Consider the following 20,465-nt stretch of genomic DNA (forward strand, 5'->3'; position numbering starts at 1 on the left):
TAAGATAGAGGGGGTCCAAGCGGGCATCGGGGGGGGCCCGGACGTGTCTCTAGGGGCGGGGGGCGGTTACCAACCGCCGGGGGTGCCTCTCGTCCGCGTGTCAGCCCATGAACTTCTTGAACTCGTCCGGGAGCTCGAAGTCCTTCGGGGCCTGTCCGGCCGCCGGGAGACCGAAGGCGCCGCCGGCCTGACCCTGCTCGCGGCGCTCGGCCGCGGCCTGCTCCTCGGCCTTCCGCTTCATCGGGTTGCCGCTCTTGCGCTTGCCCTTGGCCTGCTTGACCTGCTTCTTCTGCCGGCCGGGGCCGCCGCCCATGCCCGGGATGCCCGGCATCCCCGGCATGCCGCCGCCCTGCGCCATGCGGGACATCATCTTGCGGGCCTCGAAGAACCGCTCGACCAGGCCCTTGACCGCGCTGACCTCGACGCCGGAACCCTTGGCGATACGGGCCCGCCGGGAGCCGTTGATGATGGTCGGGTCCTGGCGCTCGGCCGGGGTCATCGACTTGATGATGGCGGCCGTGCGGTCGACGTCCCGCTCGTCGATGTTGGCGATCTGCTCCTTCATCTGGCCCATGCCGGGCAGCATCCCGAGCAGCTTCGAGATGGAGCCCATCTTGCGGACCTGCTCCATCTGCGCCAGGAAGTCGTCGAGCGTGAAGCCCTCGCCCTTCTTCGAGGCGAGCTTCGAGGCCATCTTGGCGGCCTCTTCCTCGTCGAAGGTCTGCTGCGCCTTCTCGATGAGGGAGAGCATGTCGCCCATGCCGAGGATGCGGGACGCCATGCGGTCCGGGTGGAACGCGTCGAACTCGTCCAGCTTCTCGCCGTTGGAGGCGAACATGATCTGCTTGCCCGTGACGTGGGCGATGGAGAGCGCGGCACCGCCGCGGGCGTCGCCGTCGAGCTTGGAGAGCACGACGCCGTCGAAGCCGACGCCGTCGCGGAAGGCCTCGGCGGTGTTGACCGCGTCCTGGCCGATCATGGCGTCGACGACGAAGAGGACCTCGTCGGGGCTGACGGCGTCGCGGATGTCCGCGGCCTGCTGCATCAGCTCCTGGTCGATGCCGAGGCGGCCGGCGGTGTCGACGATGACGACGTCGTACAGCTTGGTCCGCGCGTACTCGACGGAGTCCTTCGCGACCTGGACCGGGTCGCCGACGCCGTTGCCCGGCTGCGGGCCGTAGAAGGCCACGCCCGCGCGGTCCGCGACGACGGAGAGCTGGTTGACGGCGTTGGGACGCTGGAGGTCGCAGGCGACGAGCAGCGGGGAGTGGCCCTGGCCCTTCAGCCAGACGCCCAGCTTTCCGGCGAGGGTGGTCTTACCGGCACCCTGGAGGCCGGCGAGCATGATCACGGTCGGGGCGGTCTTGGCGAAGCGCAGACGGCGGGTCTCGCCACCGAGGATGCCGACGAGCTCCTCGTTGACGATCTTGACGACCTGCTGGGCCGGGTTCAGGGCCTGGGAGACCTCGGCGCCCAGCGAGCGCTCCTTGACCTGCTTGATGAAGGCGCGGACGACCGGAAGGGCGACATCCGCTTCGAGCAGCGCGATACGGATCTCGCGCGCGGTGGCGTCGATGTCCGCCTCGGACAGACGGCCCTTGCCGCGGAGGTTCTTGAAGGTCGCTGCAAGGCGGTCGGAGAGGGTATCGAACACGGCGGTCGCGGATCCTCGGTGTCGGGGGCGGTCGGATTGCCCTCCAGGGTATCGGGCCGCTCGAAGTGTGTGCTCCCGCCCGCCGAATCCCCTGGGTTCGTGTGCTCATCGCAGCGCCTCCTCCAGCGCCCGCGCCAGGTCGATCGCCTCCTCGTCGGGCAGCAGAGAGCCGTCCGGGCGGGTCACGTACAGGGTGTCGACGGCGTTGGCGCCCAGGGTGGAGACGTGCGCGCTCCGCACCCGTACGGCCGCACCCTCCAGGGCCCGGCCGATCCGGTGCAGCAGACCGGGGGCGTCCTGGGCGCGGACCTCGATGACGGTGGCGAGGCGGGAGTCCGCCGGGGCGACCGTGACCCGGGGCGGCGGGGCGGCGAGCCCCCGGCGGCGGGGGTAGGCGGCCTCGCGCTCGGCGAGCCGCGCGGGGATGTCGAGGGAGCCGTCGAGGGCGCGCACGAGGTCGGCGCGGAGCCGGGCGGCCTCGGGCAGGGAGCCGTACTCGGCGGCGACCCGCCAGTCGAGGACCAGGACCGGGCCGGAACCGAGGCCGCCCGGCAGCTCGACGGCGCGGAGGTCGGCGGCCCGGACGGTGAGCCGGTGCAGGGCGAGGACGCCCGCGGCGGCGGGGAGGACCCCGGGCCGGTCGGGCAGGGCGATGAGGAGTTCGACGCCGACGGGCTCGGGCCGCTCCTCGTCGACCGGCTGCTCGTCGCGGGCGTGGAGGGCGAGGACGGGCTCGCCGGTGCGCAGGGCCTCCATCGCGAGCCGCTCCTGCTCGGCGCTGGGCGCGGCGGCCTCGGGGTCGGGCAGGGGCGCGCCCGTCAGGACGCCGGCGACCCGTTTGACCAGGTCGGCGACGAGCGAGGCCCGCCAGGAGGACCAGGCCGCGGGGCCGGTCGCGAGCGCGTCGGCCTCGGTGAGGGCGTGCAGGAGCTCCAGGGTGCCCAGGCTGCCGACGGCGCCGGCGACGGACTGGACGGTGGCGGGGTCGTCCAGGTCGCGCCGGGTGGCGGTCTCGACGAGGAGCAGGTGGTGGCGGACGACGGTGGCGACGACGGCGGTGTCGGTGCGGTCGAAGCCGATGCGGGCGGCGAGGTCGCGGGCGATGGTCTCGCCGGCGACGGAGTGGTCGCCCGGCCAGCCCTTGCCGATGTCGTGGAGGAGGGCGGCGACGAGGAGGAGGTCGGGGCGGCCGACGCGGCGGGTGAGCGAGGAGGCCCGTACGGCGGTCTCGACGAGGTGCCGGTCGACGGTCCAGGTGTGGACGGGGTTGCGCTGGGGGCGGCAGCGGACGCGCTCCCAGTCGGGCAGCAGCCGGGTGACGAGCCCTTCGGCCTCCAGTGCCTCCCAGACGGGGACGGTGGCCTCGCCCGCGCCCAGCAGCGTGACGAGCTCCTCCCGGGCCTCGGCGGGCCAGGGCACCGGCAGGGGTGCGGCGGCGGCCGCGAGACGGCGTACGGCGTGCAGGGAGAGGGGGAGCGCGGACTGGGCGGCCGCGGCCGCGGCCCGCAGCGGCAGGACGGGGTCGCGTTCCGGCCGGGCGCTGCGGGCGAGGACGACCTCGCCGTCCATCTCGACGACGCCCTCGGCGAGCGGGGTCCGCTCGACGGGGGGCTTCGTGCCGCCGCGGCCGAGGAGCGAGCGGAGCCGCGGGCGGGCGGAGCGGGCCCTGAGGACGCGGTTGACCTCGCGCCAGGTGACGTCGGTGGCGTACGAGACGGTCCGGGCGGCCTCGTACACCTCGCGGAGCAGGGTGTCGGCGTCGAGGAGGCCGAGTTCGGCGGCGACCGCGTCCTGTTCCTGGAGGGCCAGCCGGTCGGTGGCGCGGCCGGTGGCGAGGTGCAGGGCGTCGCGGGCGTCGAGGAGGCGGCGGCGGGCGGTGTCGAGGCCCTCGCGGGGGGCGTCGGCCACCCAGGAGGCGGCGACGGCGCGGAGGGCCTGGGCGTCGCGGAGACCGCCCCTGGCCTCCTTGAGGTCGGGTTCCAGGAGGTACTGCAGCTCCCCCGCGCGCTCGGCGCGCTCCCGGCACAGCTCGTCGAGTGCGGGGAGCCGCCGCGGGGCCTGGTTGCGCCAGTCGGCGAGGACGGTGGTGCGCAGGGCGGCGACCAGGCCGTGGTCGCCGGCGAGGGGCCGGGCGTCGAGGAGGCCGAGGTGGACCTTGAGGTCCTCGGCGGCGGTGGCACGGGCCTCGGCGGGGGTGCGGACGGAGTGGTCGAGGGCGAGGCCGAGGTCCCAGACGGGGTACCAGATCCGGTCGGCGAGCGCGGCGACGGCGGCCCGGTCGGCGGTGCCGTCGTGGAGCAGGAGGAGGTCGAGGTCGCTGCGGGGGGACAGTTCGGCGCGTCCGTAGCCGCCGACGGCGACCAGGGCGGTCCCGCGGGGCGGTGCGGCGGCGGCGAAGAGGCCGGCCAGCCAGTCGTCGGTGAGGCGGGCCAGGGCGGCACGGCGCGGCGGCCCGGGCCGCTCCTTCCCCTGGAGGAGGAGCAGCCGGGCCGCCGCGTAGCCGCCGGGTCCCGATGCTTCGGTCGTGTCGCTCGTGTCGAGGTTCGTCACCCGGCGGCTCCCATCCGTGCTTACAGTGCGTCCGGTCCGCGTTCGCCGGTGCGGACCCGTACGGCGGTCTCGACCGGCACGCTCCACACCTTGCCGTCTCCGATCTTGCCGGTCCGGGCGGCCTTCACGACGACGTCGATGAGCTGTTCGGCGTCCTCGTCCTCGACGAGGACCTCGATGCGGATCTTGGGGACCAGGTCGACGGTGTACTCGGCGCCCCGGTAGACCTCGGTGTGGCCGCGCTGGCGGCCGTATCCGCTGGCCTCGGTGACGGTGAGCCCGTGGACGCCGAACGCCTGGAGGGCCTCCTTGATCTCGTCGAGCCGGTGCGGCTTCACGACCGCGGTGATGAGCTTCATGCATCCACCTTCTTGTTCTCGCTCGGGGCGGGCGTGGCCACGGAGGTGCTGCGTCCCGTGATGCCGCCGCCGGCGCCGCTGAAGTCGTACGCGGTCTCGGCGTGCTCGACCTGGTCGATGCCGGAGACCTCGTCGTCCTCGGCGACCCGCATGCCCATCGTCCTGTCGATGATCAGGGCGAGGAGCGCGGAGGCGATCAGAGAGTAGGCGAGGACGGCGAAGACGCCCACGGCCTGCTTGCCGAGCTGCTCCAGGCCGCCGCCGTAGAAGAGGCCCTTGGCGTCGGACTGGACGCCGCCGGTGGCGAAGAGGCCGACGAGGAGGGAACCGGCGACACCGCCGACGAGGTGGACGCCGACGACGTCGAGGGAGTCGTCGTACCCGAACCGGTACTTGAGGCCGACGGCCATGGCGCACAGGACGCCGGCGATGGCGCCGACCGCGATCGCGCCGAGCGGGCTGACGGCGCCGCCGGACGGGGTGATGGCGACGAGTCCGGCGACCGCGCCGGAGGCGGCGCCGAGGGTGGTGAAGGAGCCGTGGCGGATCTTCTCGTACGCGAGCCAGGCGAGCATGGCGGCGGCGGTGGCGACCTGGGTGTTGACGAACATCACGGCGCCGACGCCGTCGTCGTTGCCGAGCCAGGATCCGGCGTTGAAGCCGAACCAGCCGAACCAGAGGAGACCGGCGCCCAGCATGACCAGCGGGAGGCTGTGCGGGCGCATCGGGTCCTTCTTGAAGCCGACGCGCTTGCCGATGACGAGGATGACGCCGAGGGCCGCGGCACCGGCGTTGATGTGGACGGCGGTGCCGCCGGCGAAGTCGATGACGCCCATCTCGAAGAGCCAGCCGCCCGCGCCCCAGACCCAGTGGGCGACGGGGAAGTAGACGAGCGTGACCCAGAGGGTGATGAAGAGGGCCCAGGCGGTGAACTTGACGCGGTCGGCGAGGGCGCCGCTGATGAGCGCGGGCGTGATGATCGCGAACATCAGCTGGAAGACGGCGAAGACGTACACCGGGATGGTGTAGCCGTCCCAGAGCTCGGTGATGCCGATGCCGCTGAGGCCGACGTAGTCGGAGGACCAGCCGATGATCGAGCCCGAGTCGGTGCCGAAGGCGAGGCTGAAGCCGAAGAGCACCCAGAGGACCGTGACGATCCCGAGGCTGATGAAGCTCATCATCAGCATGTTGAGGGTGGACTTGACGCGGACCATGCCTCCGTAGAAGAAGGCGAGCGCCGGGGTCATCAGCATGACCAGGGCGGAGCAGATGAGCATGAACCCGGTGTTGGCGGCAGACAGCTCGGGGGCGTCTGCTGCCAGGGTCGTGATGGCTGGTGCCATCGGCGTCTCCTCGTCGTCGAATGCGGCCTGTGCGGGGCGGGGCCGGGGAGCGTCCGGCCGTGAGGGGTGGCCGGTTATGGGCCAGAGATTCGCGCAGCGCGGTTTCCGCCGATGCCGCTCGATGTTTCGGCGCAGTGACGAAGGGGTCGGGCGTGTTACGCGACCGTGAACGCCCGTGTCGGTCCGGGGAGACGCCGTTGTCGGTGCGGGGAGACGGTCCGTCCCGGTCCGGGAGGGCGCCCGGGGAAAGGGACCGGCCGCGCCGGGCGTCCGTGTGACCTTGCGGCGGGGGAGCCGAGTCGGGCTTTACGGGACGTCCGGCGCGGCCGGGGTCGGTGCGGGCTCGTGGAGCCGGGGGCCGGGGCCCCGAAGCGGGTCAGACCGCTTCGGCGGACTCCGGCAGGAGCTGGGTGAGGCGGTCGGTGAGCTGGACGACGTCGGCGACGTCGCTGTAGTTGCGGGCGGCGTGGTCGACGGTCTTGCGGAGCCGGGTGTTGACCCGCTCGGAGCGGATGCTGCGGGCGACCCCGAGGGCCTTCTCGGCGAGGACCACGGACTGCTCGGGCTCGCGCTTGAGGAGGTGCACGGTGGCCATGCCGATCAGGTTGAGCGCGTACGACCGCTGGTGGTCGGGGTCCTTCTCGAAGAGCGCGACGGCCCGCTCCATGACGGGCTCGGCGAGCGAGGCGTAGGTCGGGGAGCGGCCCGCGACGTAGGCCAGGTCGCGGTAGGAGTGGGAGTTCTCGCCGTTGAGCTCGGCCTCGGAGAAGAAGCCGATCCAGTCGGGCTCGGGCTCGCCGTCGAGGCCGACGTCGGCGAAGGTGTCCTCGGCCATCCGCACGGCCCGCTTGCACTTGGAGGGCTGCCCCATGTTGGCGTAGGCGCGGGCCTCCATCGCATACAGCATGGCCTGGGTGCGGGCGGTGGCGCAGTCCCGACTGCCGTACTGGGCGAGGTGGATGAGTTCGAGGGCGTCGTCGGGCCGGCCGAGGTGGATCATCTGGCGGCTCATGGACGAGAGGATGTACGAGCCGAGGGGCTTGTCGCCGGCCTCCTTGGCGGCGTGCAGGGCGAGCACGAAGTACTTCTGGGCCGTGGGCTGGAGGCCGACGTCGTAGCTCATCCAGCCGGCCAGTTCGGCGAGTTCGGCGGCGCAGGTGAAGAGGCGCTTCGCGGTGGCGGCGGGCTGGGACTCCTGGAGCAGGTCGGTGACCTCGTGGAGCTGGCCGACGACGGCCTTGCGGCGCAGTCCGCCGCCGCACTGGGCGTCCCACTTGCGGAACATGGCGGTGGTGGACTCCAGCAGGTCGAGCTCGAGCTCGGAGAGCCGGTTGGGGCGGCGGGCGTCGACGAGGGGCTCGGGCCGCTCGACGTCGGCGACCGGGGTGGGCACGAGCCAGCGCTGCATCGGTTCGATGAGGGCGGGTCCCGCGGCGAGCGAGAGGGAGGAGCCGAGGAAGCCCCGGCGGGCGAGCATGAGGTCGCTCCGGGAGAACTCGCTGAGCAGGGCGACGGTCTGCGGTCCCGCCCAGGGAAGGTCGACGCCGGAGACGGAGGGCGACTGGTGCGCGGTGCGCAGACCGAGGTCCTCGACGGCGACGACGGAGCCGAAGCGCTCGGAGAAGAGCTCGGAGAGGATCCGCGGGATCGGCTCGCGGGGCTGCTCGCCGTCGAGCCAGCGCCGCACGCGCGAGGTGTCCGTGGAGATGTGGTGCGCGCCCATCTGGCGCGCCCGGCGGTTCACCTGGCGTGCCAGTTCGCCCTTCGACCAGCCGCTGCGCACGAACCACGAGCCCAACTGCTCGTTCGGGCGCTTGCCGGCAGTCGTACCGTCTGCGCCGTTGCCGCTCACTGGAACGCCCCCATCCACCTGAAAACCTGTCGTCCGAACCCCTATCAGAATGCCGCCTCTCGCGGCACCCGTCCGGCGTTCGCACTCCTTCGAACTGGAAACCGGGTTGCCTCCGGCATACCCACGCGTGCACGCGGTTCCGGGGTTCGAGTACCGAAAGTAATCCTACGATCACCGCTCCACGAGGGGGATTCAAGAAACGCCACCATTCGCCACCCCTTCGAATGAACTCGCCCCGCGTGGAACGCGATTCACTTGACATGCGACGAACCGGAGTCGGCGGACGGAAGCGCGGAGAGGCGCGTGTCCCGGCCCGCACCACCCCTCCCACGACCGTGCGCCACATTCGACGCACGGAACGTGACGAAGGGTGACGACGGTGCTCCGGGTCGTAACCACCGGCGCGCTCGACCCGTTGGAGGGGACATGGGTTTCACGATCGGCGGCATTCGTGAGATGCGGTCCGGCGCACGCCGCCGCGTTCGCACCACGGAGTGCACTGCGGTGGCCGAGTACACGGGGCTGTGGGGCTGGGACGTCGTCCCCGGCGCGCGGGCCGTCTCCGGCCAGTGCTCCTGCGGGGATCCGGCGTGCGCGGCCCCCGGCGCCCACCCCCTCTCCTTCGCCGAACCGGTCCCGGCGGGCGCCGGGCTGGACGACGCCACCAAGGCCTGGTCCGAGTACCCCGGCGCGACGCTGCTCCTCCCGGTCGGCCGGGCCTTCGACGTGATCGAGATCGCCGAGGCGGCGGGCCGCCGGGCGCTGGTGCGCCTGGAGCGCATGGGACTGCCGCTCGGTCCGGTGTGCGCGACCCCGACGGGCCGGGCGCGGTTCTTCGTGGCCCCGGGCGCGGCGGCCGAGCTGCCGCAGCTGCTGTACCGGATGGGCTGGGACGACGCCGATCTGGACCTGCACTGTCTGGGCCCCGGCTCCTACGTCACCGCTCCCCCGTCGGACCTGGGCGGGCTCGGGCCGGTCCGCTGGCTGCGGCCCCCGACGCTGGACACGGCGGGCGCGCCGCCGCAGGCCCGGCTGCTGCTCGGCACCCTGGCGTACATCTGCCACCGGACGCACTTCTGAGAACGGCACGCGGAAGGGCCCCCGCCACGAGGTGACGGGGGCCCTTCCGCGTGCCGTACGAGGTGTCAGTCGCCGATCAGGGCGTCGACGAAGGCACCCGGCTCGAAGGGCGCCAGGTCGTCCGGGCCCTCGCCCAGGCCGATCAGCTTGACCGGGACGCCCAGCTCGCGCTGGACGGCGACGACGATGCCGCCCTTGGCGGTGCCGTCGAGCTTGGTCAGCACGATGCCGGTGATGTCGACGACCTCGGCGAAGACGCGGGCCTGGATCAGGCCGTTCTGGCCGGTGGTGGCGTCGAGGACGAGGAGGATCTCGTCGAGCGGGCCGTGCTTCTCGACGACGCGCTTGACCTTGCCGAGCTCGTCCATGAGGCCGGTCTTGGTGTGGAGCCGCCCGGCGGTGTCGATGAGGACCACATCGGCCTTCTCGGCGATGCCCTCCTTGACCGCGTCGAAGGCGATCGACGCCGGGTCGCCGCCCTCCGGTCCGCGCACGGTGCGGGCGCCGACGCGCTCGCCCCAGGTCTGGAGCTGGTCGGCGGCGGCGGCACGGAAGGTGTCGGCGGCGCCGAGGACGACGGACTTGCCGTCGGCGACCAGGACACGGGCCAGCTTGCCGGTGGTGGTGGTCTTGCCGGTGCCGTTGACGCCGACGACCATGACCACGCCCGGGGTGTCCTCGGGGCTCTCGGTCTTCACCGAGCGGTCGAAGTCGCCGAGCAGGGCGACGAGCTCCTCGCGGAGCAGGCCGCGCAGCTCGTCGGGGGTGCGGGTGCCGAGCACCTTGACGCGCTCGCGCAGCCGGTCGACGAGCTCCTGGGTGGGGGCGACGCCGACGTCGGCCGTGAGAAGCGTCTCCTCGATCTCCTCCCAGGTGTCCTCGTCGAGGTGCTCGCGGGACAGGAGCGTGAGCAGCCCCTTGCCGAGCGAGTTCTGGGAGCGGGCGAGGCGGGCCCGGAGCCGCACGAGGCGGCCGGCGGTGGGCTCGGGCACCTCGATCTCGGGAGCGGCGGGTTCCTCGACGGCGACCGGGGCCTCGGGGGCCTCCTCGGCGGGGAGTTCGACCTCCTCGACCGTGCGGCGTGGTTCCTCCCGCGGCGTCTCCGCCTCCTCGCCGACGTGCGGTTCGGCGGGCGGAGCGGTGATGGTCGGCGTGGTGGACGGCGGCTCGGCCGGCGGCAGCTGCTTCTTCTTGCGACCGCTGATCACGAGCCCGCTCGTCACGGCGACCGCGACGACCAGAGCGATGACTACAGCAAGGATGAGTTCCATAACCCGACCAGTATCGGCCACGAGGGGGCCGTTGGAGGAGCACGTACGCTGGGTGGGTCCCCCCACATCTGTACGGAGTACCCCCATGCCCCACGACGCCTCCGAAGCCGCAGGCGCGACGCACGACGGAGCCATGGAGACCCGCGGTCTCGAACCCGTCCCCGACGCCGAGCGGACCGGCCATGTCCGCGAGCTCTTCCCGACCTGGGTCGCGGCCAACATCAGTGTGCTGCTGCTCACGATGGGCGCCGGCCTGATCGTCTTCAACGGCCTGAACTTCTGGCAGGTCCTGACCGTGGCGATCGCCGCGCCCGTCCTCTCGTACGGGATCGTCGGCCTGATCTCGATCGCGGGGAAGCGCGGCGGCGCGCCCGGCATGGCCCTGTCGCGGGCCGTGTTCGGTCAGCGCGGGAACCTCTTCCCCGGAGCGCTGATCTGGGTGGCCCGCTGGGGCTGGGAGACCATCAACGCGGTCACCGGCGCGTACGCGGTGCTGACCGTCCTCGACCTGCTCTTCGGGGTGAAGTCGAACACGCTGCTCATCGTGGTGACGCTGGCGCTCTTCGTCACCTGCACGTTCCTGGTCTCGGGGCTCGGCATCAACGCGCTGCGGGTGTGCAGCACGTGGTCGACGTACCTCTTCGGCGCCTTCTCGGTGCTCGTCCTGGCCTATCTGGTGGCGAACACCGAGTGGTCGGCGGTCTTCGACAAGCCGGCCGGTTCGACGGCGATGATGGTCGCGGGCATCGGCACGATCGCGGCCGGCGGCATCAGCTGGGTACCCTCGGGCCCCGACTTCACGCGCTACCTGCCGCGTACGGCCTCGTCCCGGGCGATGGTCGGGTCGACGATCGGCGGCGCCGGGATCGTGGTGCTGCCGATGGTGCTGATGGGCGCCGTGATGGCGGTGTCGACGCCGGACCTGGCCTCGGCGCAGGACCCGGTCTCGTTCATCGGCGAGCTGCTGCCGATGTGGATCTCGGTGCCGTACCTGGTGATCGCCCTGATCGGGATGCTGCTGATCAACTCGATGTCGATGTACTCGGCCGGGTTCACGGCGCAGACCCTGGGCATCAAGGTGTCCCGGGCGGCGGCGGTGAGCGTGAACGCCGTGATCAGCCTGGTCTTCGGGTTCCTCCTGATGGTCGTGGCGACCAGCTTCATCGGCTCGTTCATCTCCTTCCTGACCCTGCTCGCGGTGGCGTTCTCGGCGTGGATCGGGGTCTTCGGCGTGGACATGCTGCGCCGGAGGTCGTACGACGCGGAGGCGCTGATGGACACCACGCGGACCAGTGCCTACTGGTACCGGGGCGGCTTCGCCTGGCAGGCGATGACGGCGTGGGCGGTGGCGCTGCTCGCGGGCCTGCTGTTCACGAAGGTCGACTGGTTCTCCGGTCCGCTCGCCTCGTCCTGGATCGGTGAGAACGGCCTGGGCTGGGCGGCGACGATCGTGGTCGCGGGCGCGCTGTACGCGGTGCTGCCGCGCACGGCCGTGAAGAAGGCGGAACCCGTCGCCGAGGTCCGCGAGACCGTTTCCATCTGACGCATCGTCAGCTACTGTCCCCCTTCCGCGCACCAGCGAAGGGGGACTTCCCATGCCGTTCAGCGTCGTACGGTTCAACCTCGTCGATCCGCGGGCGACCCCGGAGTCCCTCTCGGAGCGCTACCGGGCCGCGCTCGCCATGGCCGCGTACGCCGACGGGCACGGGGTCGACACCGTGCAGACCGAGGAGCACCACGGGGTCGAGAACAACTGGCTGCCCTCCCCCTTCGCCTTCGCCGGCGCGGTCTTCGGCGCGACCAGCAGGATCGCGGTCACGGTCTCGGCGATCATCGGCCCGCTGCACGATCCGCTGCGCCTGGCCGAGGACATCGCGGTCCTGGACCTGCTGAGCGGGGGCCGGCTCGTGACGGTGGCCGGGATCGGCTACCGCCCCGAGGAGTACGAGGAGCGCGGGGTCGACTGGGGGCGGCGGGGCAAGCTCCAGGACCTGCTCCTGGAGACCCTGCTCACGGCCTGGACCGGGGAGCCGTTCACCTATCAGGGCCGTACGGTACGGGTCACCCCGCGGCCCTTCACCCGGCCGCACCCGATGCTCCTGGTCGGGGGCTCCTCGCGGGCGGCGGCACGGCGGGCGGCCCGGCTCGGGCTGCCGTTCTTCCCGAGCGCGCACCTGCCGGAGCTGGAGGCGTACTACCGGGAGCGGTGCGCGGAGTACGGCACGGAGGGCTGGACGATGATGCCGGCCGAGGTGACCCCGCTGCTGCACCTGTCGGAGGACCCGGACCGGACCTGGGCGGAGCACGGGGAGCACTTCCTGCACGAGGCCCGGACGTACGCCTCCTGGCAGTCCAAGGACATCCGCTCGGCGGTGCGGTCCACGGCGACGACCGTGGCGGAGCTGCGGTCGGAGGGGGTCTACCGGGTCGTCACCCCGGCGGAGTGCCTGGCGCTCGGCCTGGAGAGCCTGGTGCTGCACCCGCTGTGCGGCGGGATGCCGGTGGAGGAGGGGTGGCGGAGCCTGCGGCTGTTCTGCGACCGCGTCCTGCCCGGACTCGCGGCCTGAGAGCGGCGATGCGCCCGGGAACGGCGGGCCCCGGGAACGTCCTACCGCCCGGAAGCGGCGATGCGCCCGGGAACGGGAAACCGCCACGGGGGGGCGGGGGGCGGCCCCGCCCCGCGGCGCGGGGTGGTGGTCCCGCGCGCGGGGGGCCGCGCGAACCCCCCCCCCCCCGGCGGGGGGCGGGGCCCGGGCACCCCCCACCGCCCGGCGGGGGGGCCCGGGCCCCCCGCCGGGGGCGCTCGTCGTGAGGAGAGGGGCAGCGGGGATCAGCCCATCTCCTCCAACGCCTTGCCCTTCGTCTCCTTGACGTACCGGAGCACGAAGGGGATCGAGAGCACGGCGAAGACCGTGTAGATGATGTAGGTGCCGGAGAGGTTCCAGTCCGCGAGGGACGGGAAGCTGGCGGTGATGGCCCAGTTGGCGATCCACTGGGCGGAGGCGGCGACGCCGAGTGCCGCGGCGCGGATCCGGTTGGGGAACATCTCGCCGAGGAAGACCCAGACCACCACGCCCCACGAGAGGGCGAAGAAGAGCACGAAGACGTGGGCGGCGACGAGGGCCACCACGCCCTGGGTCTCGGGCAGCTTGCCGTCGACGAGATCGGCGGAGAAGGCCCAGGCCTCGAAGGCGAGGGCGATCGCCATGCCGACGGAGCCGACGAGGGCGAGCGGCTTGCGGCCGACCCGGTCGACCAGGACCATCGCGATCACGGTGCCGATGATGTTGATGATCGACGTGGTGAACGAGTAGAAGAACGAGCTGGACGGGTCGATGCCGACGGACTGCCAGAGGGTCGCGGAGTAGTAGAAGGCGACGTTGATGCCGACGAGCTGCTGGAAGACCGAGAGTCCGATGCCGACCCAGACGATGGGCAGCAGCTTGAACCTGCTTCCGGCCACCAGCAGGTCCCTGAAGGTGGACTTGTGCTCGCTGCGCATGGCCCGGTCGATCTCGGCGACGCGGTGGTCGAGGTCGACGCCCTTGCCCTCGACCTCGGCCAGGACCTCCTTGGCCCGGTCGGTCTTGCCGACGGAGATGAGGAAGCGGGGGGACTCGGGGATCGCGAAGGACAGCATGCCGTAGAGGAGCGCGGGGACGACCATCACGCCGAGCATCCACTGCCAGGCCTCCAGGCCGCCGATCTTGCCGCGCTGGTCGCCGTCCGCGAGCTGGAGGATCCCGTAGTTGACGAGCTGCGAGATGGCGATGCCGATGACGATCGCGGCCTGCTGGAAGGAGCCGAGGCGGCCGCGGTAGGCGGCGGGGGCGACCTCGGCGATGTACGCGGGGCCGATGACGGAGGCCATGCCGATGGCGAAGCCGCCGATGATCCGCCAGAAGGCGAGGTCCCAGAGGGCGAAGGGCAGTGCGGAGCCGACGGCGCTGACGGCGAAGAGGACCGCGGAGATCTGCATGCAGCGGATGCGGCCGATGCGGTCGGCGATCCGGCCCGCGGTGGCGGCGCCGATGGCGCAGCCGATCAGGGCGATGGCGATGACCTGCGCGAGGGTCCCGGAGCCGATGTCGTAGCGGTCGCGGATCGCCTCGACGGCGCCGTTGATGACGGAGCTGTCGTATCCGAAGAGGAAGCCGCCCATCGCGGCGGAGGCCGTGATGAAGATGACGTGGCCGAGGTGGTCCGGATGAGCGGCTCGGCCTTCGGAAGGCGGCGGCGTGGGCGCCTGCGCGGTGTTGGTCACATGGACTCCTCGGTGGGGGGCGAGCCCTTCCAGTGGCGCACAACTTCACGCCGCCCACCACGTGAAGGTAAAAGCAACGTTGCAGAGACTATGCCTTCAAGTTTCTAAGTCAATAGTCGATGTCATGTGACTTTATAAGCGCTCAGGAGCATGTTGAGTTCAACATTTGAACGATGCTGCCGTCACCGCAGTCGCTGACTGATCACCTTGGATACCCCGTCGCCCTGCATGGAAACGCCGTACAGCGCGTCCGCGACCTCCATCGTCCGCTTCTGGTGCGTGATGACGATCAGCTGCGAGGACTCCTGGAGCTCCCGCATGATCCGGATCAGCCGCTGGAGGTTGGTGTCGTCGAGCGCCGCCTCGACCTCGTCCATCACGTAGAACGGGCTGGGCCTGGCCTTGAAGATCGAGACGAGCAGCGCCACGGCGGTCAGCGAGCGCTCCCCGCCGGAGAGCAGCGAGAGCCGCTTGACCTTCTTGCCCGGCGGGCGTGCCTCCACCTCGACGCCGGTGGTGAGCATGTCGTCCGGGTCGGTGAGGACGAGCCGGCCCTCGCCGCCGGGGAAGAGACGTGAGAAGACACCCTCGAACTCGCGGGCGGTGTCCCGGTACGCCTCGGTGAAGACCTGCTCGACGCGCAGGTCCACCTCCTTCACGACCTGAAGCAGGTCGGTGCGGGTCTTCCTGAGGTCCTCCAGCTGCTCCGAGAGGAAGCGGTGCCGCTCCTCCAGGGCCGCGAACTCCTCCAGGGCCAGCGGATTGACCTTGCCGAGCTGGTGGTACGCCCGTTCGGCGGCCTTCAGCCGCTTCTCCTGCTCCGAACGGACGAACGGCCGCGGGCGGGCCCCGGACGCCTCCTCCGGGTCGCCCTCCGCCGTGGGCGACGGGGGAACGGGCTGGTCCGGGCCGTACTCGGCGACCAGGGCCGTCGCCTCCACGCCGAACTCCTCCAGCGCCTTCGCCTCCAGCTGCTCGATCCGCAGCCGCTTCTCGGCGCCGAGCACCTCGCCCCGGTGCACCGAGTCGGTGAGCTTGTCGAGTTCGGCCTTGAGGTCCCGGCCCCTGGCCCGGGCGGCCGTCAGGCCCTTCTCCCGGTCGGCCCTCGCCGCGTCGGCCACCACCCGCTCCCGCTCGGCGCGGACCAGGGAGACCTCGACATGGGCCAGGAGGGTCCGGGCGCCCGCGGCGACCGCGCCCGCGACCCGCTCCTCGTGGCGCAGCCGGGCCCGGCGCTGCTCGGCACGCGCGCGTGCCTCCCGTTCGGCGCGGGCGGCCCGGTCGAGCGAGTCGGCCCGCCCGGCGAGGCCCTTGACCCGCTCCTCGTGGGTACGGACCTGGAGCCGCGCCTCCATCTCGGTCTGGCGCGCGTTGGAGCCGTCGATCGCGAGCCGGTCGCGCGTGGAGGTGTCGGGCTCGTCCTCGGCCGGCATCTCCTCGGCCACCAGGAGCCGTTCGGTCAGTTCCTCGGCTTCGGCGGTGGCCTTCTCCAGGGCGTCCTGGGCGCGGGCGGCGGCCGCCGCGGTCCGCTCGGCCTCCCCCGCCGCTCCCCTGGCCTGCCCGGCGAGCCGGCCGAGCCGCTGGGCGACGGCGGACCTCTCGCGCTCGCCGGCGCGGCGGCGGGCGTCGAGCTCCTCGGCGAGCGCCCCCGCGGTGCGGCGCCGCTCGACGGCCGCGTCCCGCGCCGCGGACGACTCCTCGCACAGTACGGCCAGTTCGTCGAGCTCGGCGGCGGCCTCGGCGACCGATGCCCGGACTTCGAGGAGGCTGGGCGCACCGGCCGAGCCGCCCTGCGCGAAGTGCGCCCCGAGCAGGTCGCCCTCGGCGGTGACGGCGGTCAGCGCGGGCCGGGACCTGACCAGCTCGGCGGCCTCGTCGAGGTCGGCCACCACCACGGTTCCTGTGAGCAGGCGGCGCACGGCGCCCAGGAGTTCGGCGGGGCCCCGGACGAGGTCGGCGGCGTACGGGTGGGGCCCGGGCGCCGCCGGGGGCTGCGGCTCGGGGGCCCCGGTGAGGATCAGGGAGGCCCGGCCCGCGTCCTGCTTGCGCAGGTGGCGCAGGGCTTCGGCGGCGGCGGACGGGCCGTCGGCCGCGAGCGCGTCGGCGGCCGCGCCGAGGGCGGCGGCGACGGGCACCTCGTAGCCCGGTGTGACGGTGAGGAGTTCGGCCGCGGGGCCGAGGAGTCCGGTGAGCCCGGCGGAGAGCAGCGCGCCCGTTCCGTCCTTGCGGCGCAGCCCGAGGGCGAGCGCGTCGTGCCGGGCCCGGGTCGCGGCGCGGCGGCGTTCGGCGTCGGCGGCGGCCTCCCGGGCGGCGCCCAGGGCGGCCTCCGCGTCGGCGAGTTCGCGGCGGGCGGCCTCGTACCGCTCGCTCTGCTCGGCGTCCTCCGCGTCGAGGCCGTCGACCTCCGCCCTGAGCTGCTCGTACTCCTCCTGGGCGGCGGCCGACCGCTCGGCGGCCTCGTCGCGGGCGGCGGCGAGCCGGTCGATCTCGGCCTGGGCGGACGCGGCGCGCGAGCGGGCGGCGTTGACCTGGCCGTGCAGCCGGGCGAGGCCCTCGCGCCGGTCGGCGATGGCGCGGGCCAGGTCCTTGAGGCGGCGCTCCTCGTCCACGAGGGTCCGCTCCAGGTCCGCGCGGTGGGCGACGGTGTCCTCCAGGGCGCGCTCGGCGGCCTCCAGAGCGGCTTCGAGCTCCGCCTCCTGTTCGCGGACGCGGGCCGCCTCCCGCTCCAGGTCCTCCGGGTCGCGTCCGCGCCGCTCCTCGGCGGGCGCGGTGGTGGCGCTCTTCACGCGCGCGTCGGCCAGGGAGACGGTGCCGCGCACGCGTTCGGCGAGCTGGGAGAGGGCGTACCAGTTCTGCTGGGCGCGCTCCAGGCGGGGCACCAGGGTGCGGGCCTCCGCCTCCAGCCCGGCCTCCTCGGCGAGGGCGGCGCGCAGCTCGGCCTCGGTGGCCTCCTTGCGTGCGTGCAGCGCCGCCTCGTCGGCCACCTCGGCCGTGAGCGCCTCCTGGAGCCGGACGAGGTCGTCGGCGAGGAGGCGGAGCCGGGCGTCGCGCAGGTCGGCCTGGATGACGACGGCGCGGCGGGCGACGGCGGCCTGCCGGCCCAGCGGCTTGAGCTGGCGGCGGAGTTCGTCGGTGAGGTCCTGCACGCGCGCGAGGTTGGCCTGCATCGCGTCCAGCTTCCGCAGCGCCTTCTCCTTGCGCTTGCGGTGCTTGAGGACTCCGGCGGCCTCCTCGATGAAGGCGCGGCGGCCCATCGGGTCGGCGTGCAGCACGGAGTCGAGCTGGCCCTGCCCGACGATGACGTGCATCTCGCGGCCGATGCCGGAGTCGGAGAGCAGGTCCTGGAAGTCGAGCAGCCGGCAGGTGTCGCCGTTGATCTGGTACTCGCTGCTGCCCCCGCGGAACATGATCCGGGTGAGGGTGACCTCGGCGTAGTCGATGGGCAGGGCGCCGTCGGAGTTGTCGATGGTCAGCGACACCTCCGCGCGGCCGAGCGGAGGGCGCCCGGTCGTGCCGGCGAAGATGACGTCCTCCATCTTGCCGCCGCGCAGCGACTTGGCGCCCTGCTCGCCCATGACCCAGGACAGGGCGTCCACGACGTTGGACTTGCCCGACCCGTTGGGGCCCACGACACAGGTGATTCCGGGTTCGAACCGCAGCGTGGTGGCCGAGGCGAACGACTTGAATCCGCGGAGCGTCAGGGCCTTGAGGTGCACCCCGGGGACTCTACCGGGGTGCGCGCGTTTCGCCCGCGACGCCGTGGGGCAGATCCTCGGATGAGGAGGGGTGGTACGCGGGGGAAACAGCGGGTGAAAGAGAGAAGGGACGCCGAGGCGCCCCTTGCGGTGCCAGCTGTCGTGCACGTGCGTCGATCCGCACGATCAGCTGTGTTGGGTGTCCGGCTGCGCCGACGAGATCGCTTTCCACCTGGCCCCTGGGGGCTGGGTTGTCAGGTGAGCGCAGGCTCTGCCTGGGGTACGTCGAGGTCGATGCTGTTCAGCAGCGACTCTCCCTGGTGCTGAGCGGCGGCAGCGGCGAGCGAGTCGTTCTCGGACTGAATCCGTACCAGCTCGGATTCGAGGTCCTGGACGCGCTGCTGAAGCCGTCGCATCTCGGCGAGGAGTCGCGGGTCGGAGCCGCCGACGTATCCGAGAAGCGCCTTTGCCATGATGGATGGTCCTCCACAATGAGTGACCGACCGAAGCGGTGTGGGTCGTGAGGGATTCGCACCCGCGGTGCTCGGCAGTACTGCTTGTCGTGCCGGTTCCACTGCCAAACAGCTAAGGTGCGCGGGGATTCCAGAGTCTCACCAAAAAGTTTGACGGTCAACACGATCACGCCCCGTTTGAAGGGCTACCGAGGAGTCCACGGCCGCTCAGCGGGCGGCGGGGCCTTCGAACTCGGTGCCTCGGGGGCGTCGCGATCATCCTTACCGGGCAGCGTCGCACGCTCGGCGCCCGTTGGCAACCATCAGGCGCTTCGCTGGTCACACCCCTGTTACCGCGCGTCCGCCCGGTACCCCTCTCGGTCACCGGGCAGGATGCCGGAGCGTGATCGTCAGCGGATGGCGAAGCCCTCGTAGCCGCCGCGCGGGGTGTCCCAGATCTCAGTGACACCGTCCACGCGTCCGGGTGTGTCGGCGGACCGGAGCCAGTCGAGCAGACGGTGGCAATTCTCACGCGGTCCCTCGGCCACCACCTGCACCCGGCCGTCGTCGAGGTTCAGGGCGAAGCCCACCAGGCCGCCGATCTCCAAGGCGTTTGCCCTGGTGAACCAGCGGAAGCCCACTCCCTGTACCCGGCCGCGCACCCAGGCGGTCATCCGTACGTCGTCACTCATGGCTGCACGCTAACGGTCAGATCGGAAGATGAGCACATCGCCCCTGCTTCTCATGGACTACAGTCCCGACCGAACACGCCTCACCCGTTCGGACGCGCACCGTTCGACCGCCGATCCGGATCGGTACCGACAGCAAAGATCAGCAAAGTCCGGCACAGATCCAGCGAAGACCAGCAGAGGAAGGCAGAGCAGATGGGACGCCACCGTCGCTCCGGCGCCGCACCCGCCGCAGAAGACTACGCGGCCGGTTCGGGCCGCCCCCACCGGGGTGCCCGCCGCCGTCGGCCCGTGCGCAACGGCCTGCTCGGCGCCTCGGCGGCCGTCGCGGTCGGGGCCGTCGCCGTCGCCTCGGGTCTGCTCCCCGGCGGGGACACGTTCACCGTCGGCAGCGCCGGTACGAGCGAGCACCAGGTCGAGTCCCGGCAGGCCCCGGAGCTGACGACGCAGGGCGGATCCACGCGCACCCCGGCCGTCACGGGCACGGAGTCGAGCGCCGGGAACACCCGGACCACCCCCTCGGCGACCCCGTCCGCCAAGCCGAAGCCGAAGCCCAAGGCCACTCCCCCGGAGAAGCCGAAGCCGAAGCCCACCCCGACGCGGTCGAAGGCGCCCACGGCGAAGCCCGTTCCGGCCAGGACCTCGGCCGCGCCCACGACGAAGGCGCCCGCGCCGAAGCCGGACCCGACCACCGCCGCGCCGACCGAGAAGGCCCCGGTCACCTCCACCGCCGACCGGGGCGAGGCCGCCGAGGCCGAGGTCCTCCGCCTGGTGAACGACGAGCGCGCCAAGGTGGGCTGCACCCCGGTTCACGCGGACGCGAAGCTGGCGGCGCTGGCCGGCGCGTTCAGCGCGGACATGGCCACCCGCGGCTTCTTCGACCACACGGACCCGGACGGCGACACCCCGTGGGTCCGGGCCGAGCAGGCGGGCGTCACGGGCATGGGCGGCGAGAACATCGCCCGCGGCCAGGTGGACGCCGCGGCGGTGATGGCGTCCTGGATGAACAGCGACGGCCACCGCGCCAACATCCTGAACTGCGACTTCACCACCCTGGGCGTGGGCGTCGTCTTCGGCGACGGCGGCCCGTGGTGGACCCAGGACTTCGGCTACTGAGTCTCCGGCGGGTCGTCCGCCGCGTGGAGTGGGGGGGGGGCGGGGGCGGGGGGGGGGGCGGGGGGGGGGCCCCGCGCGCGCCCCCCCCCGCGCGCGGCGCGGGGGCCCCCCCCGCCGACACGGACCCCCGCGAGGGAAAG

Annotated in this window: 14 protein-coding genes; 4 read left to right on the forward strand and 10 right to left on the reverse strand. The window is 72.6% G+C overall.

Going from position 1 to position 20,465, the window contains the following annotated elements; all coding sequences use genetic code 11:
• Positions 1–100 precede the first annotated feature (100 nt).
• From ffh to ACFV2S_RS13645, 5 genes are all read right to left on the reverse strand, one after another.
• Positions 101–1,654 carry a signal recognition particle protein gene (ffh, locus tag ACFV2S_RS13625; protein WP_385557428.1) on the reverse strand — a complete coding sequence of 518 codons (1,554 nt, stop codon included), beginning with the start codon at positions 1,652–1,654 and terminating at the stop codon, positions 101–103.
• A gap of 105 nt (positions 1,655–1,759) precedes the next feature.
• Positions 1,760–4,204 (reverse strand): [protein-PII] uridylyltransferase, encoded by a 2,445-nt coding sequence (locus tag ACFV2S_RS13630; RefSeq protein WP_385557431.1) that lies wholly within the window; start codon positions 4,202–4,204, stop codon positions 1,760–1,762.
• A 20-nt stretch (positions 4,205–4,224) separates the two neighbouring features.
• Positions 4,225–4,563 (reverse strand): P-II family nitrogen regulator, encoded by a 339-nt coding sequence (locus ACFV2S_RS13635; protein ID WP_015036464.1) that lies wholly within the window; start codon positions 4,561–4,563, stop codon positions 4,225–4,227.
• Entirely contained in the window at positions 4,560–5,906 is a 1,347-nt protein-coding gene (locus ACFV2S_RS13640; protein ID WP_383801272.1) for an ammonium transporter, read from the reverse strand. Before ACFV2S_RS13640 ends, ACFV2S_RS13635 begins: the two co-directional genes overlap by 4 nt.
• A 376-nt stretch (positions 5,907–6,282) precedes the next feature.
• On the reverse strand, positions 6,283–7,758 hold the full coding sequence (locus ACFV2S_RS13645) for a hypothetical protein (RefSeq protein WP_385557434.1): 1,476 nt from the start codon (positions 7,756–7,758) through the stop codon (positions 6,283–6,285).
• Between the two features lie 426 nt (positions 7,759–8,184).
• Here ACFV2S_RS13645 and ACFV2S_RS13650 point away from each other — a divergent pair, with 426 nt between their 5' ends.
• Positions 8,185–8,838: a bifunctional DNA primase/polymerase gene (locus ACFV2S_RS13650; protein ID WP_385557437.1), complete on the forward strand. Its 654-nt coding sequence runs from the start codon at positions 8,185–8,187 to the stop codon at positions 8,836–8,838.
• Positions 8,839–8,903: 65 nt separating this feature from the next.
• Here the strand turns inward: ACFV2S_RS13650 and ftsY are convergent, their stop codons facing one another.
• Positions 8,904–10,109, reverse strand: coding sequence for a signal recognition particle-docking protein FtsY (gene ftsY, locus ACFV2S_RS13655; RefSeq protein WP_385557440.1), 1,206 nt, complete (start codon positions 10,107–10,109; stop codon positions 8,904–8,906).
• Between the two features lie 85 nt (positions 10,110–10,194).
• Between ftsY and ACFV2S_RS13660 the strand changes: the two genes are divergently transcribed.
• Both ACFV2S_RS13660 and ACFV2S_RS13665 read left to right on the forward strand, forming a co-directional pair.
• Complete coding sequence (locus ACFV2S_RS13660; RefSeq protein WP_385557442.1) at positions 10,195–11,652, forward strand: cytosine permease; 1,458 nt, start codon at positions 10,195–10,197, stop codon at positions 11,650–11,652.
• Positions 11,653–11,704: 52 nt separating this feature from the next.
• On the forward strand, positions 11,705–12,676 hold the full coding sequence (locus ACFV2S_RS13665; protein WP_385557445.1) for an LLM class flavin-dependent oxidoreductase: 972 nt from the start codon (positions 11,705–11,707) through the stop codon (positions 12,674–12,676).
• Positions 12,677–12,939: 263 nt separating this feature from the next.
• On the opposite strand, the gene ACFV2S_RS13670 is transcribed toward ACFV2S_RS13665, so the two are convergent.
• The 4 genes from ACFV2S_RS13670 to ACFV2S_RS13685 all read right to left on the reverse strand — a co-directional run bounded on the left by ACFV2S_RS13670 (position 12,940) and on the right by ACFV2S_RS13685 (position 19,212).
• Complete coding sequence (locus tag ACFV2S_RS13670; RefSeq protein ID WP_385557448.1) at positions 12,940–14,373, reverse strand: sugar porter family MFS transporter; 1,434 nt, start codon at positions 14,371–14,373, stop codon at positions 12,940–12,942.
• Positions 14,374–14,555: 182 nt separating this feature from the next.
• Complete coding sequence (gene smc, locus ACFV2S_RS13675; RefSeq protein ID WP_385557451.1) at positions 14,556–18,089, reverse strand: chromosome segregation protein SMC; 3,534 nt, start codon at positions 18,087–18,089, stop codon at positions 14,556–14,558.
• Between the two features lie 233 nt (positions 18,090–18,322).
• Entirely contained in the window at positions 18,323–18,541 is a 219-nt protein-coding gene (locus ACFV2S_RS13680) for a hypothetical protein (protein ID WP_015036455.1), read from the reverse strand.
• A gap of 389 nt (positions 18,542–18,930) precedes the next feature.
• A complete protein-coding gene (locus ACFV2S_RS13685) occupies positions 18,931–19,212 on the reverse strand; it encodes an acylphosphatase (RefSeq protein ID WP_385557454.1) in 282 nt (93 codons plus the stop codon).
• Between the two features lie 192 nt (positions 19,213–19,404).
• On the opposite strand from ACFV2S_RS13685, the gene ACFV2S_RS13690 reads away from it, so the two are divergent.
• Positions 19,405–20,325, forward strand: a complete 921-nt coding sequence (locus tag ACFV2S_RS13690) for a CAP domain-containing protein (RefSeq protein WP_385557457.1) — start codon at positions 19,405–19,407, stop codon at positions 20,323–20,325.
• Positions 20,326–20,465: the final 140 nt, after the last annotated feature.

This window comes from Streptomyces sp. NPDC059695 (assembly GCF_042733785.1).
In the GTDB taxonomy this organism is placed as follows: Bacteria; Actinomycetota; Actinomycetes; order Streptomycetales; family Streptomycetaceae; genus Streptomyces.

Coding starts and splice junctions, on each gene's coding strand:
- ACFV2S_RS13635 (WP_015036464.1), bottom strand. CDS start 4,563: ATGAAGCTCATCACCGCGGTCGTGAAGCCGCACCGGCTCGACGAGATC.
- ACFV2S_RS13640 (WP_383801272.1), bottom strand. CDS start 5,906: ATGGCACCAGCCATCACGACCCTGGCAGCAGACGCCCCCGAGCTGTCT.
- ACFV2S_RS13650 (WP_385557437.1), top strand. CDS start 8,185: ATGGGTTTCACGATCGGCGGCATTCGTGAGATGCGGTCCGGCGCACGC.
- ftsY (WP_385557440.1), bottom strand. CDS start 10,109: ATGGAACTCATCCTTGCTGTAGTCATCGCTCTGGTCGTCGCGGTCGCC.
- ACFV2S_RS13660 (WP_385557442.1), top strand. CDS start 10,195: ATGCCCCACGACGCCTCCGAAGCCGCAGGCGCGACGCACGACGGAGCC.
- ACFV2S_RS13665 (WP_385557445.1), top strand. CDS start 11,705: ATGCCGTTCAGCGTCGTACGGTTCAACCTCGTCGATCCGCGGGCGACC.
- ACFV2S_RS13680 (WP_015036455.1), bottom strand. CDS start 18,541: ATGGCAAAGGCGCTTCTCGGATACGTCGGCGGCTCCGACCCGCGACTC.
- ACFV2S_RS13685 (WP_385557454.1), bottom strand. CDS start 19,212: ATGAGTGACGACGTACGGATGACCGCCTGGGTGCGCGGCCGGGTACAG.
- ACFV2S_RS13690 (WP_385557457.1), top strand. CDS start 19,405: ATGGGACGCCACCGTCGCTCCGGCGCCGCACCCGCCGCAGAAGACTAC.